This window comes from Pseudobutyrivibrio ruminis HUN009 (assembly GCF_000703005.1).
In the GTDB taxonomy this organism is placed as follows: domain Bacteria; phylum Bacillota; class Clostridia; order Lachnospirales; family Lachnospiraceae; genus Pseudobutyrivibrio; species Pseudobutyrivibrio ruminis_A.
The window spans coordinates 1,602,291-1,617,215 of sequence record NZ_JNLH01000001.1 but is presented as its reverse complement, the minus strand read 5'-3'; the positions used below and the strand labels follow the sequence as shown (position 1 = coordinate 1,617,215).

Here is a 14,925-nt window from a genome sequence, read left to right as displayed (position 1 = left end):
TTGAACTATAAGGTTCATACAAGAAAGGGGTTTATTATGTTAAAAGACTATACTAAAATTCCTGCTCCACTAAACTCAGATGTTGTTTTGAAAATAATTCCTGGTCACTTCGCAACCAACCACTCCCACATCACAAACTACATGGAAATCGGAACAATAAAGACCAGATGCAACGAAGCTCATGGCGTAGCCCAGCTTCTTGCAATGCACTACTCCGTTTCCACACCAGTAGACACAATCGTATGTGCCGATGGCATGGAAGTAGTTGGAACCTATCTTGCTGAAGAACTAACAAAAGCCGGCGTAGCAAACTACAACCAGCACAAGACAATCTATGTCACTGCCCCAGAGCTTGCATCTTCCGGCCAGCACATCTTCCGCGATAATCTGCAACTGACTATCCGCGACAAACACGTTCTTTTATTATTCGGATCACTAACCACAGGCCGCACTCTTGAAAGCCTGGCCGAATGTGTACAATACTACGGAGCAACTATAAGCGGTGCTTGCGCCATCTTCTCAGCCGTTCGAGAAGTGGACAACATCCCTGTAACAGCCGTATTCCACGACGAGGACATCCCTAACTACCAGTCATACCCACTCCACGAGTGCCCTCTCTGCAAATCCGGCGTTCCAATCGACGCCATCGTAAACTCCTTCGGCTACTCAGAGCTCCGCTAATCCCAGGGGCCACCATCCACAGAGGCCCCTACTCCTCTTCGGCGAAGGGGTCGATTTTGATTTCGAACCAGAAGGTGGCGCCTTGGCCGGTGATGGATGAGACTCCGTATTTGGCACCGTGGAGTTCCAGTACATTCTTTACGATGGAGAGGCCTAGTCCAGTGCCTTGAAGGGCTCGCTTGTGGGTTGTCTTGTCCTTGTAGTAGCGGTCCCATACGTATGGGATGTCCTCTTGTTTTACGCCGTCGCCGGTGTCAACTACTTCGATGCGGAGGGTATTGCCAATGACCTTTTGGATAACGGTAACCTTTTTGTCTTCGCCGGTGTAGTTGATGGCGTTGTTTACCAGGTTGTAAAGGACCTGGTACATCTTCTGCTCATCTGCATATACGTTGACTTCGTCGTCATATACAAAGTCTATGGTGTAGCCTTCTACTTCGCGAAGCTTGTTGTAGCGTTCCAGGACATGGCGAATGCTTTCTGTAAAGTTGTATTCCTCTGGCTGGATGGAAATTGTGCCAGCCTTGAGTTTTGAAATGTCCAGCATGTCGTTTACAAGACCTGTTAAGCGCTCCGTCTCTTCGATGATAACCTGAACATTTTCTGGCGTGTTCTCGCCAGGGATGTCTCTCATAACCTCAGCGTATCCCTTTATCATGGTAAGTGGCGTCCTAAGATCGTGGGATACATTTGCGATTAGCTCTTTCTGTAGGCTGTCAGCTTTTCCCAGTTCTGTTGCTGCATAGTTTAGAGTGTTTGAAAGCTCGGCCACTTCCATGTAATCGTTGGCATTGAATTTTACGCTGTAGTCACCAGCTGCAAGCTTCTTGGCGCCATCGTTCAATTTGATAATAGAGCGTGATGTGCTTTTAGCTGTGGCTGCTGCAAGAATAAATGCAATGATAATTATGATGACGGTGATAATTCGAAGCTGAGCTTTCAGTGTAGTAACTGTAGCATCGACAGGTGTTAACACTGAGTTAATCATGACAACTTCTTCCTGCCCATCCACTTCGATTATGCGAACATAGATAACAGACTCAGCCATTTCATTACCAATGTTTTGTCTGAACTGCTCCTGCATCATTTCGTTTTCCGGAGGGATTGTGTATTCAATTTTTCCCTCTCCCTGACCAGAGGATTCTTCTGAAGTTTCATCTGCACTGTCTGGAGCATTCTCTAAAATGTTTTCAGGTTGTTCTAATTCCGTTTCAGGAGTGGCTTCTGATTCTCCGTCTATTTCAGGCTGTTGTTCTAACTCCTTATTAAGGTTTTCCCTGATGCTTCGCTGCATCTCGCTACCTTTAAACTCAATAACAGCCTCACCACCATTAGCTACCGCCTCATCGTAAAAGAGGCTGAACATAAAATGTGGCAAAGAAGACATTTGAGAATTCGAAATGTATTCTGCATTATAAAGAGAATTTCCCTCTGAATCTGTAATGAATACGCCAAGGTTGTTGCTAGCTGCTAGCTTGTCAATTTCAGATGATGGGTCATCCGATTCATGAAGAAGTGTCTCTACTTGATCAAGAACATTTTCTGTTTCCTTTTGCTTTATCATTTTGTAGAAATCATTCAGATAGACAATCTGAAAAAACCATAGTACTCCTAGAAGTACTATGGCAAAAATCAAGAATATACAAAAGGTTTTCCATTTAATACTTATCTGACTTTTTTTCAAAAGGGTCCTCCACAATTTAAGCCTCGAATCTATAACCTACACCTCTAAGTGTAACAAGTAGGCGACGATACTCGCCTAAACTGTTTCTAAGAAGCTTTATATGTGTGTCCAAGGTTCTGTCATCACCATAGTAGTCATAACCCCAAACCTCAGTAATAAGTCGTTCACGTTCAAGTGCTATATTTTTATTTCGAACCAGGTAAAACAGAAGCTCATATTCCTTTGGTGACATATCAACTCGTTTGCCATCAATAGAAACTGTTCTGGCAGTAAAGTTGACCTCCAAGCCTTCGTAACGAAAAATATCTACAGCACCTTCATCAGATTTGCTGCGGCTCGTAACAACATTAACACGCATCATAAGTTCCTTTGGTGAGAATGGCTTTACAACATAGTCATCAACACCTGCCTCAAAACCGTGGATTCTATCATATTCCTCGCCTCTTGCTGAAAGCATGATAACTGGAATATCCTTTATCTTTTTGATTTCACTGCAAGCTGAGAATCCATCAAGCTCTGGCATCATAACATCCATGATGATTACATCATAATCACTGTTTGCCTTGACCTTTTCTATAGCATCCATTCCATCGCATGCTTCTGCAATTTCATAGCCCTCAAACTCACCGTACTTACGGATCAGTGAACGAATCTTTTCTTCGTCATCTACCACCAAAATCTTTTTCATACTGACCTCCTATAGCTAACCCAGCTTAGATTATTATATAATCCCCCCTAAATGTGAATTCTAAGTGACGGTATTAGAATTTTTTAATGAATATATGTCTTCTTTGCTTTACGGATAAAGTATGAGAAAACACACCACACTACAACAAAAGCAATAAGAAATCCTACATTTACTGCATGAGGGAACTTTACATAACCAGTGTCATTAAGCAATCCCTGAATTCCAAACACAATACAAAGTGCTCCAAAAATAGCTGACTTTGGCATCAAATACTTTGAAAGCCCTTTGATATCAGAACACTTTGCAAGCTCCTCTGTTGTAATCATCATAGGATCAACGATTCCAGCCTTAAGGCTTTTGATACTAACAAATACCAGGTATACTCCCAATACCCCTATTACAACATCAAATATTTTCATAAAACCTAAATCCATTTTTAATCCTCCAATAAATTATTCTCGCTTATAATTATATAGATTATTTATTCTCTTTTCTATAAAAACAGACCATTTATTTGCTCCAGAAATTTTCCCTCAATTCCTTTAAAGTTAACAAAAATATCAGATAAATCCATTTGAATAAAACCTATTCTTATTGTATTATTATTCTATACTGTGCAGGAGGGATAAGACATATGGATATTACAGGCAAAAAGATTTTAATATGCGATGATTCAGTCCTTGCTAGAAAACAACTCATGGATGCAGTTAAAGAAGTAAGCACAGGTGCTACTTTTATTGAGGGAAAAAACGGAGCAGAGGCTGTAAACTTGTACAAATCAGAAAAACCTGATTTAGTTTTTATGGACATTGTAATGCCAGAGAAAGACGGCACTACTGCTCTATCTGAAATCAGAGAATTCGACAATGATGCAATCATTATCATTGTTTCTTCAGTTGGTACTCAGGATCAACTCAAAAAAGCAATTCAGCTCGGCGCAAAGGACTTTATTCAGAAGCCTTTCGAGAACAATCAAATTCAAGAAATAATCGAGCTTCGACTTGGAGGAAAATAATCTATGTATACACAATTCTTGGGGAATTATTTGCTTCAAAAAGGAATTGTAAATCAAGAACAGCTTTTCAATGCAATGTCTCGTCTTTCGCAAACACATATTAAGCTTGGCACAATTGCCATTCACGAAGGTTTCATGACTGCTAAAGAAGTGGATGAATGCTTATATGTTCAGACACGTGAGGACAAACGTTTTGGAGAAATAGCTGTTGAAAGAGGGTATCTTACAGATGATCAGGTAAACGATTTACTTACAAGACAGACTCCTGATTTTATTTTACTTGGTCAAAATCTTGTAGAAGATGGAATTTTTTCTTACGAAGAGTTAGAGCGTATTCTTTTCGATTATAAAAATGAAACTGAAATATATGATTTAAGTCTAGATGTTGAAAATGAAGAAGCTGTCCATGCAATCATTTCCAATTTCTTTGTCCTTGCAGAAATGCCTGTAAGTGAAGAAAACGTTATGTATTTGGAGCTGATGTTCAACAGCTTAATTAGATTTGTTGGAGAGGACTTTTCTCCTCTCACTCCTATGGTACTTGATGAATTTCCTGTCACATTTGGTGTTTCACAGAGAATATCCAGCGACAGAGAATTTCTTACACATATTGATTGCGACAGGGAAACAGCCATTGCATTTGCTTCCCGCTACGCAAAAGAAGACTTTGGAGACTTCGATGAGTACGTTGTTGCAGCCCTTGAGGACTTCCTCAACCTCCACAATGGACTCTTCATAGTAAATATTTCCAACACCTTATCAAAAGACATATCACTTGCTCCACCAGAAATCACCGCCGACGGTGTCCTCTATGGAGCCAACAAATGCGTAGACTTCCCGGTCGCCTACCCATTTGGAACCATACACCTTATCATATGCTTCTAACCTGACGGACACACCGTAGCCCGCTGGTTACGGTCTCAAGCCTGAGATATTGCCTTCGTCGACTAACACGTCTCCTGCGGCAACACTCAGAGCTTTATACCTACCAGCTCACTGAATCATAGAATAAAAGCCAACCTACAAAAAAGTGGGTTGGCTAATTTTATGCATAAAATAAGGACACATCATAATCTTGGCAAGCGCGAGCAGGGAAGTATCGTGCCGAGCATGGGAGGGATCCCACGCCGGCGGGTGGGGGCCCATGCTCGAGTACGAGGGGTGCCCTGCGGGAGCATGTAAAACTACGGTGTGTCCGTCATGTTAGATACCCAGGAAGCGTTTGACTTCGGCGCACATGTCGGCGACTTCTACGACGGTGTCGTGACGTACTTCTGCGGAGCGGATTTCTTCGATGGCGTTAGGTACGGCGACTTTGCCGAGTTCTGAGAGCTTGTCTACGAGTACGAAGTCTTCTTCGCTTTCGTAGGCTGAGTCGATTGCTCCCATGACAGCACGTGTGAACTTAAATGGGCTGGCTGTTGATGCAATGACTGTTACCTTGTCATCCTGAGTGTCAGCCTTGAATTTGTTATATACACAAGATGCAACGCCAGTGTGTGTGTCAATGATGTAGCCTGTCTTATCATAGAGATTCTTGATGGTCTCACCTGTCTCTTCTTCTGAAGCGTAATTTCCATAGAAGCTTTCAAGCTTAGCCTTCATATCTGAAGTTATTTCGTATTTACCAGTTGTTTTAAGAGACTCCATAAGCTCTGAATTCTTTTTAGCATCATCACCAGCAATGTGATAAATTAGTCTCTCAAGATTGCTTGAGATAAGGATATCCATTGATGGAGAGTTTGTAAGGATGAACTCTCTGTTTTTGTCGTATTCTCCTGTAGTAAAGAAATCATAAAGGACCTTGTTTTCGTTTGATGCACAAACAAGCTTATCAATAGGAAGTCCCATGTTCTTTGCATAGTATGCTGCAAGGATATTTCCAAAGTTACCAGTAGGAACAACTACGTTGATTGCCTCTCCTGACTGAATCTTCTCCTCCGAAAGAAGCTTTGCGTAAGCGTATACATAGTAAGCAATCTGTGGAACTAATCGTCCAATGTTGATTGAGTTTGCAGATGAGAACTGGAAGCCTGCTGCATCAAGTTCCTTTTCAAGAGCTTTGTCGTTGAACATCTGCTTAACACCAGTCTGAGCCTGGTCGAAGTTACCCTTGATACCAACAACATGAGTGTTAGCCCCCTTCTGAGTAACCATCTGGCGCTCCTGTATTGCTGATACACCATTCTTTGGATAGAATACAACGATTCTAGTGCCCTCTACATCTGCGAAGCCAGCAAGAGCAGCCTTTCCTGTATCACCAGATGTAGCTGTAAGAATTACGATATCGTTCTTGATATTATTTTTACGAGCGGAAGTAATCATAAGATGTGGCAAAATCGAAAGTGCCATATCCTTAAATGCAATTGTTGAACCATGGAAGAGCTCCAAATAATATGCTCCATCAGCATAAACAAGTGGTGCAATTTCCTCTGTGTCAAACTTGCTATCATAAGCGCTATTTATACAATGCTTAAGCTCATCCTCTGTAAAGTCTGTAAGGAAAAGCTTTAACACTTCATAAGCAACCTCCTGATATGTCATTTCAGAAAGCTTCTCAAGTGAAACATCTAGAGCTGGAATGGATGTAGGTACATATAAGCCTCCATCATCAGCCAACCCCTTTAAAATAGCCTGTGAAGCTGTAATCTGCTGCTTTGATGCATCTCTTGTGCTAACGTAATTGATTCCCATGATTATTCCTCTCTAACTATATTTTTGTTTAACTTTTGGGCTAGTCCCAAACAGTTACACATACTGTAGCACAGTAAAGCATTAAATGCTAGTAATTTCTGTAAATTACTCTACTGCTTTCAGAGATTCTGTCATGCTGATTTCATCAAGCTTTTTGCCCATCAAAAGATTAATAATAAATGTAAATAATACGGTTAATACAAAGGCCAATGCATAGCTAAGAGCAGTGACTCTAACATCAAATGTAATCAAATCTACCACTATCTCGCTCATAACAAAAGCATGTAAAAACTTGCCCAGCACCAGCCCTACTGCTGCTCCCATGATGGCTAGTAGAATATTTTCTCTGAATACATACGCGCTTGTTTCTTCCTTATAGAATCCAAGTACCTTTACTGTAGCAATCTCTCTTACTCGCTCAGCAATGTTGATGTTGGTCAGATTGTAAACAACCACTGCTGCAAGAGCCATCGCACTTCCTATTACAAGATAAACTATGATATTCAAGCTCTTCATCATGCTGTCTACTCTATCCAAAGTATCAATGGTAGCTGAAACCACAGAAATGCTCTTGTTGTTCATAAGCTCCGCACCGACTGAGTGGGCATCCTCCCCATCTTTGATGTTCAAGTATACGTTCTTCTTATCTGGAAGCGCGCCAATACTTGCTTCATATCCACTTTTTGTTAGGTATACGTAGTTATAGATGAAGTTTTCATTTATGGCAGCCACTGTGAAAGTAGTAGCATTCATTGAATCAGATGATATGGTTACCTTATCACCGATTTTAATTCCATATCGCTCACTTAAGCCCTTATTAACAATGATTTCATCGTCTTTTAAATCCGCAAATACGATATGCTCCGCACCATTATGCATATCGTAGAAGTAATCAATATTTGCATCATTATCATATACATTTAAATAAACATTCTTAGTGTGCTTTTCAGCCTTCAAATCTACCGAAGTGTGATAATAAAGTAAATAATCATCTACCGTATATCCCATATTTTCAAGAGGAGCAACTGTATCTTTAGCACCGTCTTTTAGGGTGATATCCATATCGTACTTAGATATATTTGTAAACTGATTTACGGCAATATCTGCAATAGAATCATAAATTCCAAATCCTGCCACAAGAAGGGCTGTACAGCCACCGATGCCAAGTACCATCATGAACAGTCTGCCTTTGTAGCGGAAAATATTTCGAAGGCTAACCTTCTTTAAGAATTTAAGCCTGTTCCAGAACCATGGTATATATTCTAAGAAAATGCGCTTGCCGGCCTTTGGAGCCTTTGGACGCATAAGGGATGCAGCCATCTCTCCCATTTCGTATCTACAGGAAATAAATGTAACACCAACAGAACATATGAAAGCTACAACAAAGCTGATTAAAAGCATTGTTGGGCTAAAGTAATATATTAGCTCTGATGTATTGTACATCATCTTATAAGCAAACCAAATAGCTTTTGGAAAGGCAATTGTTCCAACCACGAAGCCCAAAGCAGTACCTATAAATGCAGCTGAGCCTGAATAGAATACAAACTTGCCCATGATACTTCCATTGCTATATCCCAGCGCCTTTAGTACACCAATTTGTGTTCGCTGATCCTCAACCATTCGATTCATGGTGGTCATGAATACAAGGGCTGCAACTAGGAAGAAGAAAACCGGAAATACGTTAGCTATGGCTCCTACAATTGTGGAATCACTTTCAAAGCAAACATATCCCACATTGCTGTCTCGCATCAAAAGATATGTATTAGCTTCCTCTATATCTTCTATTTCAGCTTCTGCATCTGCTATTTCTGCCTCTGCATCTGCAATCTTTGTATTGTATTCCTCCAGGCCTTCCTCATATTCAGCAAGTCCATCATTATATTCTGCAAGACCATTTGAATACTCAGTTTTTGCTGTCTCAAGTCCTACCTGAAGTGTATAAAGCTGTACGCTAAGCTCTCCTGCCGCATCCTGTTGAGTTGGGTCCAGCAAAAGTAAATCAAGCGTAGATTTCAGCTGACTTTCCTGAGCCTCATATTCTTCAATCTGTGCTTTTGCCGAATCTAATTGCTTCTTTGCACTATCAAGCTCTTCTTTGGCATCAGCCAATTCTGTTGCCCCATCCTCTTTGCTGGTTTCAAACTCTTCCTTAGCATCATTCAATTCATCATAAGCATCTGCTATTATTCGGTCGTATCTATTATTTGCAGCCTCATCAAGAGCCGTCTGAACCTCATCCTCTTTTCCGTCAATAAGATCCTTATATTCATCTGAATAGATTTCTAAATCACTATCAAGCTTCACATAAATGTCGGTGTAATACTCTACATCAAATCCACCTTTATTAATGTAAATATAACCGTCTAGCACACCACTTCCAAGGGTTGTGCTACCACGTTCATACTGAATATATAGTGGTGATTTTACTGTACCGACAATTGTGTACTGGCTGTATTTAAAGTTTTCTATATCCTCTTTTTCATTATTGCTAGATATTTTTATGGTATTTCCGATAGTAGATTCATCAAACAAATATGAATCCACAAGACACTCATCATCATTTTCTGGTAGTCTACCTGACTCCAATACTATGGTATTTACGTTAGTTGGAATGCTAATAGCTTTTATAGCATGAGATGAATCTGCATAATCTGCCAAAACATCAAAGGAAATAGAGCCTTCTACAGCCCTTGCACTGACATTCTCTGCCACATACTCTACATCTTCCTCTTCAAATCCCAATGTTGAAATCAATCTATAATCATAAAAACTAGTATCCTTAAAGTATTGCTGCATAGCCTGACGCATAGCAGGGTCCGTCACCTTAAGTCCTGAAAAGAATCCAACACCAAGGGCGATGATAAGAACAAGAGCGATATATCGACCTATAGTCTCTTTTATTTCTCTAAAACTTGATTTTGCTAGCATTTATCTTCTCCAAAACAAAATAACCACTAGTAAACTATCTCATCCACACTCTTAGGATGCTCATTCAAAGTAATATCTACAACCGTGCCTGATTTAACAGAAATAACTCTATCTGCCATACCTGTAAGAGCATGATTATGAGTAATTACAACAACTGTTTTGCCCTTCTTTTTGCATGTGTCCTGCAAAAGCTTTAGAACTGCTCTACCTGTAGCATCATCCAACGCACCAGTTGGTTCATCACAAAGCAAAAGCTTAGGGTTCTTTGCCAAGGCTCTTGCTATGGCAACTCGCTGCTGTTCGCCACCGGAAAGCTGAGCCGGGAAGTTATTCATTCTGTCTGCAAGCCCTACTTGAGTCAAAATCTCCTCTGCTGGAATTGGATCATTGCAAATCTGAGCCGCCAGCTCCACATTTTCCTTTGCTGTAAGATTTCCAACCAGGTTGTAGAACTGAAAAACAAAACCTACATCATATCTGCGGTAGCTGGTCAGCTCCCTAGGTGAATATCCAGACACGTCCCTATCAGCCAGATAAACTCCTCCCGATGTAAGAGTATCCATTCCACCTAGGATATTCAAAATCGTAGTCTTACCTGCGCCGGAAGCCCCTACAATAATGCAGAACTCTCCTTCTTCTATTTCAAAATTAACATCGTGGAGAGCCTCTATCTTCACCTCTCCAGTCTTATATATTTTTCCAACATTCTTAAACTCTACAAAACTCATGAAAATACCTCCGCCTAAATGCACCTTTGGTGGGTAGTATAACCATGCTACCATAAAAGTGTGTCTTATTAGCGAAACAAAAAAGGAACTTAGCCATACGCTAAGTTCCTTCAATAAATCCATATTAACCTTGCAATTACTCTACCGAATTAATAAGAGCGAAGATTTCGTCCTTAATCTGTCCGTTAACCTTAAGTGCGTTCTCCCTGCTATCCTGATTTGAATAGAAGTAGAACTTAATCTTTGGTTCTGTACCTGATGGGCGGATTGCAAACCATGAACCATTATCAAGGAAGAGACGAATTGCATTCTGTGGTGGAATGTCCTCGTATCCATTGATGTAATCAATAACCTTCTCAACCTTTGCACCAGCTACCTCTGTAGGAAGGTTCTCGCGGAACCACTTCATCATACGCTGGATGCGCTGTGCACCAGGAATTCCCTCAAGGATGATGTTTGGTTCATCCTCTGCGAAATAACCACACTTAGCGTAGATTTCCTGAAGAACATCCCAAAGAGTCTTGCCCTGCTTGCGATAGTATGCAGCTGCCTCAGCAACCATCATACCAGCTGAGATACCGTCTTTGTCGCGGATATCTTCGCAGATAGCGTATCCTACAGACTCCTCATATCCAAAGAGATATTTGTATCCGTTCTCGTGAAGATATGGAATCTTTCCACAAATGTTCTTGAAACCTGTAAGTGTTTCAAACATTTCCACACCATAAGCCTTTGCCATGATTGTAGAAAGTGTAGATGTAACGATTGACTTAACCATTGCTCCCTTTGCTGGAAGTGTGCCGGCATCCTTGTGTCCTTCAAGAACGTAATTTACAAGAAGGTATCCTGTCTGGTTACCGTTAAGAGGTACGTAGTTGCCCTCACTGTCACGAATCTCAATTGCAAATCTGTCTGAATCTGGATCAGTGGCCATAAGAAGCTCTGCTCCAAACTTGCGTCCATACTCCTCAGAAAGCTTAAATGCCTTTGGATCCTCTGGGTTTGGATATCCAACTGTTGTAAAGTTAGGATCTGGATTCTCCTGCTCTGGAACGATTGTCCAGTTTGAGAAACCTCTGTCGTTGAGCATCTGTCTAAATGGGATTGAACCGCATCCGTTAAGTGGTGTGTAAACAAGAGGAATAGAAAGATCAAGCTCATCGCCTTCGTGAATAGCTAAAGATTCAATCTTATCAAGGTACTCTCTGTCATATTCAGCGCCTAAAACGATAATTTTACCATCCTTAACACCCTGCTCAAAGTCTGATTTTTTGATACCTGTCCAAATATCTACAGCATTGATGCACTCTGTCATGCCATCTGCAATTTCAGATGAAACCTGGCATCCATCATCCCAATATGCCTTGTAACCATTGTATTCTCTAGGGTTGTGGCTGGCTGTAATGTTGATACCTGAAACTGTACCAAGGCGTCTAATCATAAATGCAAGCTCTGGTGTAGGTCTAAGATCTGGGAATACATAAACCTTGATTCCATTTGCTGCAAAAATACCAGCTGCAAGCTGAGAAAACTCCTTAGAAAAATGACGTGGGTCGTGTGCGATAACAACACCCTTTTCGCAGGCATCCTTCCCCTTTGAAACAATAAAATCTGCAACACCCTGTGTAGCCTTACCAACAGTAAAGAAGTTCATTCTATTAGTACCTGCGCCAACCTTACCACGAAGTCCGGCTGTACCAAAAGAAAGATCCTGATAGAATCTATCCTCGATTTCCTTTTCATCTCCAGCGATTCCCTGGAGCTCTGATTTTAATGGATCTGTATCTGAAAGCTTTTCAAGCCATTCATTGTAACGTGCTTTATAATCCATAATTCCTCCTAAAACTAAATTAATCACTTAAGTCGATGTCCAAGTTAAGATTAAATGTATATTGTGGATATTTTTCCTTAAGTGCATTATTAATACTTTCAAAAGTCTTTTTTCTATTTGGGTCATCGAAGCTGATAACCACATCGAAGTTGACACTCTGATTTGCTTCATCAAAATAGAATCCATGAATCTGCTTAACATAATCGAATGTCTTTACAAACTTTGAAAGCTCTTTTCTAAGTATGTCAGCTGGTGAATCCTTTTTGTTTTTGCAGTAGATGCCGATTCCTTCAAGGCCAACACCTGTCTCCTGATATACCTTATGAAAGATTTGTCTTTGAAGCTGATCAAGATGAGCCATTTCCATATCCTCATCAACCTCAATATGTATCGAACCAACGTAACGGTTTGGTCCATAATTGTGTAAGCTAAGATCATATGCCCCTAGAACTTCATCAAAGCTAACAACAGCTCTCTTTACATCATGAGAAAGCTGCATTTCTACGCGTTCTCCAAGAATCTGTGAGATTGTTTCTGAAATCATATCGTAGCCTGATTTGATAATGATGATTGAGATGAGGGCACCAAGCCAAGCCTCAAGACTTATACCAAATACAATAAAAATGATTGCAGCTACAAGTGTTGTTGCAGAGATAACCGAATCCAGCTTTGCATCCTCACCAGATGCGATAAGTGAACCTGAATTAACACTCTCCCCAACTTTTTTAACGTATGTTCCAAGTACAATCTTTACAACTACAGCAACAGCCACAATAATAAGGCTTGCTGTGTTGTATTCTGGATACTGTGGCTCAATTATTTTCTTAATTGATTCGATAAGTGATGTTATGCCGGCATATGAAATGATAATTGCAATGATGGCAGCAGTGATATATTCAACTCTACCGTGTCCCAGTGGATGCTTTTTATCTGGTGCCTTATTGGCAATTCTAGTACCGACAATGGTAATTACCGATGATAAGGCATCACTTAAGTTATTTACTGCATCAAGGACAATTGCAATTGATCCTGTAATAAGACCAACAAACGCCTTAAATCCCGCCAAAAAGCAATTGGCAACAATACCAATCAAACTGGTTTGAATGATCTTTTTATTTCTGTCCATTTTATTTCTTATTCCTTAATCCCTTAACATAATTTGTAAGTTCTTCTTTTGTTTTCTTATTAAGTTTTTCCATCTTTTTGAGAACAGCGTATTCTGCAGTTCCTTCACTGGCAATAAGGAAATCAACCTCTCCTGCCCCTTTAGAAGGAATTGTGTCCTGAAGTAACTCAAAAGGTGAAACATCTAGTACATCGCAGATGGCCATAATCTTGTCTGATGATGGGTTTGTTTTCTTTCTCTTCCAATCACTGATAGTGCTTTGAGCAATCCCTGTCTTTTCTGCTAACTGAAGCTGCGAAACACCTTTTTCATCCATCAACTTAAAGATACGTTCACTAATAATCATCCTAATACCCCTCCATAACTGTAAAATCCCGCGTTAATAACTCTATTGTATATACGATAACACAATATAACTTTATCCTCAAGACAACTGGTGATGGGCCTGTTTTTCCACATACATCAGCTTGTCTATAAGTTCTTGAAACTGTTTTGCAGTAAGACTGCTGTCATGATTATAGCTTTGGAAGCCACAGCTTATGCCCACACCATGTGGCCAATTATTACGAGCGCTCTGCTTTTCTACCTGGCTTCTAACCTCATCAATCTTTTCGTTTATCTGGTTCATGTCCATTTCGTCAGTGATTACACAAAACTCATCTCCTCCAAAACGTCCTATGGCTGCAGACCTTCCAAAAATATCCACAAGAATATCAGCAATGATTTTGATTGCCTTATCCCCTTCCTCATGACCCATACTATCATTAATATCTTTGAAATTATCAACATCCATCATGACTGCAGTAAAGTCTTTTCCACTAGAAATGGAACTTTTAACCATGTCCTGCATCTTGATATCAAGTCCTCTTCTGTTTAATACACCAGTGAGGTAGTCGATGTTTACATCTCGACTTTGATAATAGAAAAATAAAATCAAGCAGCCCAATGAGATACCTGCATAAGTGCAATCAATATTGGCGATGAATATTTGTAGCAATGCACCAATTAATGATAATGCAGGCAAAAACAACACTGCCGCCTTGTACTCACTCAAGATGTGTTTATTGAATACCAGCGCATAAACAAGCAACATGAAAATGAACAACAGCATAAATCCAGCTCTTATAAAGAAGAATTGACCGCGATAGTAAATACCATTTTCAAAATAGAAAAACCATTTCAGCCCGAACAACGCTGATATTGAAACGAATACTATATTCAAAACTGCAAACAGTTCGAAGCAGTATCTGATTGGACGTCTATGCTTTAAATCTTCATCATCCATCCAGCAATCCAGATAATACATGGCATACAATATATCAAGTGGATCCAATAGGAAGATTAGAAAGTATCCAATATATCCCAAGAATAAATACTTATTCGGATACATTTCACCTATACGACCAATAGTTTCAGATAGTAACAGAACCAGCGTACACACAAGGATTGCCGAGTACTTACGTCCTTTCTGCAACCTGGAAATCTGATTTTGAAATATCAGCAGCAATATTAATAAAAATGATGTAAAAAAATTAAGTATAACCCAGCTC

General features: G+C 40.1%; 13 protein-coding genes. 3 read left to right on the top strand and 10 right to left on the bottom strand.

Features of this window, described 5'->3' with window-relative positions; genetic code table 11:
* The first annotated feature begins 36 nt into the window (after positions 1-36).
* Complete coding sequence (locus BO15_RS0107310; protein ID WP_033153710.1) at positions 37-681, top strand: hypothetical protein; 645 nt, start codon at positions 37-39, stop codon at positions 679-681.
* A gap of 28 nt (positions 682-709) precedes the next feature.
* Here BO15_RS0107310 and BO15_RS0107305 read toward each other — a convergent pair whose 3' ends face one another.
* The 3 genes from BO15_RS0107305 to BO15_RS0107295 all read right to left on the bottom strand — a co-directional run bounded on the left by BO15_RS0107305 (position 710) and on the right by BO15_RS0107295 (position 3,487).
* A complete protein-coding gene (locus BO15_RS0107305) occupies positions 710-2,365 on the bottom strand; it encodes a sensor histidine kinase (RefSeq protein WP_033153709.1) in 1,656 nt (551 codons plus the stop codon).
* Between the two features lie 16 nt (positions 2,366-2,381).
* Positions 2,382-3,053 carry a response regulator transcription factor gene (locus BO15_RS0107300; RefSeq protein ID WP_033153708.1) on the bottom strand — a complete coding sequence of 224 codons (672 nt, stop codon included), beginning with the start codon at positions 3,051-3,053 and terminating at the stop codon, positions 2,382-2,384.
* An 83-nt stretch (positions 3,054-3,136) separates the two neighbouring features.
* Entirely contained in the window at positions 3,137-3,487 is a 351-nt protein-coding gene (locus tag BO15_RS0107295) for a hypothetical protein (protein ID WP_033153706.1), read from the bottom strand.
* Positions 3,488-3,687: 200 nt separating this feature from the next.
* On the opposite strand from BO15_RS0107295, the gene BO15_RS0107290 reads away from it, so the two are divergent.
* Both BO15_RS0107290 and BO15_RS0107285 read left to right on the top strand, forming a co-directional pair.
* The gene (locus BO15_RS0107290; protein WP_033153704.1) at positions 3,688-4,068 is read left to right on the top strand and encodes a response regulator; all 381 of its coding nucleotides are present in this window, start codon (positions 3,688-3,690) and stop codon (positions 4,066-4,068) included.
* Positions 4,069-4,071: 3 nt separating this feature from the next.
* The gene (locus BO15_RS0107285; protein ID WP_033153702.1) at positions 4,072-4,953 is read left to right on the top strand and encodes a hypothetical protein; all 882 of its coding nucleotides are present in this window, start codon (positions 4,072-4,074) and stop codon (positions 4,951-4,953) included.
* Positions 4,954-5,271: 318 nt separating this feature from the next.
* Here the strand turns inward: BO15_RS0107285 and thrC are convergent, their stop codons facing one another.
* From thrC to BO15_RS0107250, 7 genes are all read right to left on the bottom strand, one after another.
* A complete protein-coding gene (thrC, locus tag BO15_RS0107280; protein ID WP_033153699.1) occupies positions 5,272-6,762 on the bottom strand; it encodes a threonine synthase in 1,491 nt (496 codons plus the stop codon).
* A gap of 105 nt (positions 6,763-6,867) precedes the next feature.
* Positions 6,868-9,690: an ABC transporter permease gene (locus tag BO15_RS0107275; protein ID WP_033153696.1), complete on the bottom strand. Its 2,823-nt coding sequence runs from the start codon at positions 9,688-9,690 to the stop codon at positions 6,868-6,870.
* A gap of 26 nt (positions 9,691-9,716) precedes the next feature.
* Entirely contained in the window at positions 9,717-10,418 is a 702-nt protein-coding gene (locus BO15_RS0107270; protein WP_033153693.1) for an ABC transporter ATP-binding protein, read from the bottom strand.
* A 136-nt stretch (positions 10,419-10,554) separates the two neighbouring features.
* Positions 10,555-12,249, bottom strand: a complete 1,695-nt coding sequence (locus tag BO15_RS0107265) for a phospho-sugar mutase (RefSeq protein ID WP_033153691.1) — start codon at positions 12,247-12,249, stop codon at positions 10,555-10,557.
* Between the two features lie 19 nt (positions 12,250-12,268).
* A complete protein-coding gene (locus tag BO15_RS0107260) occupies positions 12,269-13,375 on the bottom strand; it encodes a cation diffusion facilitator family transporter (protein ID WP_033153689.1) in 1,107 nt (368 codons plus the stop codon).
* A 1-nt stretch (position 13,376) separates the two neighbouring features.
* Positions 13,377-13,721, bottom strand: a complete 345-nt coding sequence (locus BO15_RS0107255; RefSeq protein ID WP_033153681.1) for a helix-turn-helix domain-containing protein — start codon at positions 13,719-13,721, stop codon at positions 13,377-13,379.
* Positions 13,722-13,799: 78 nt separating this feature from the next.
* A complete protein-coding gene (locus BO15_RS0107250) occupies positions 13,800-14,765 on the bottom strand; it encodes a GGDEF domain-containing protein (RefSeq protein WP_157752325.1) in 966 nt (321 codons plus the stop codon).
* Positions 14,766-14,925: the final 160 nt, after the last annotated feature.

Excerpts from the sequence above, each read along its gene's own strand:
- BO15_RS0107285 (WP_033153702.1), top strand. The coding sequence starts at position 4,072 with ATGTATACACAATTCTTGGGGAATTATTTGCTTCAAAAAGGAATTGTA.
- BO15_RS0107290 (WP_033153704.1), top strand. The coding sequence starts at position 3,688 with ATGGATATTACAGGCAAAAAGATTTTAATATGCGATGATTCAGTCCTT.
- BO15_RS0107255 (WP_033153681.1), bottom strand. The coding sequence starts at position 13,721 with ATGATTATTAGTGAACGTATCTTTAAGTTGATGGATGAAAAAGGTGTT.
- BO15_RS0107275 (WP_033153696.1), bottom strand. The coding sequence starts at position 9,690 with ATGCTAGCAAAATCAAGTTTTAGAGAAATAAAAGAGACTATAGGTCGA.
- BO15_RS0107310 (WP_033153710.1), top strand. The coding sequence starts at position 37 with ATGTTAAAAGACTATACTAAAATTCCTGCTCCACTAAACTCAGATGTT.
- BO15_RS0107300 (WP_033153708.1), bottom strand. The coding sequence starts at position 3,053 with ATGAAAAAGATTTTGGTGGTAGATGACGAAGAAAAGATTCGTTCACTG.
- BO15_RS0107295 (WP_033153706.1), bottom strand. The coding sequence starts at position 3,487 with ATGGATTTAGGTTTTATGAAAATATTTGATGTTGTAATAGGGGTATTG.
- BO15_RS0107270 (WP_033153693.1), bottom strand. The coding sequence starts at position 10,418 with ATGAGTTTTGTAGAGTTTAAGAATGTTGGAAAAATATATAAGACTGGA.
- BO15_RS0107265 (WP_033153691.1), bottom strand. The coding sequence starts at position 12,249 with ATGGATTATAAAGCACGTTACAATGAATGGCTTGAAAAGCTTTCAGAT.
- BO15_RS0107260 (WP_033153689.1), bottom strand. The coding sequence starts at position 13,375 with ATGGACAGAAATAAAAAGATCATTCAAACCAGTTTGATTGGTATTGTT.
- BO15_RS0107250 (WP_157752325.1), bottom strand. The coding sequence starts at position 14,765 with ATGTATCCGAATAAGTATTTATTCTTGGGATATATTGGATACTTTCTA.
- thrC (WP_033153699.1), bottom strand. The coding sequence starts at position 6,762 with ATGGGAATCAATTACGTTAGCACAAGAGATGCATCAAAGCAGCAGATT.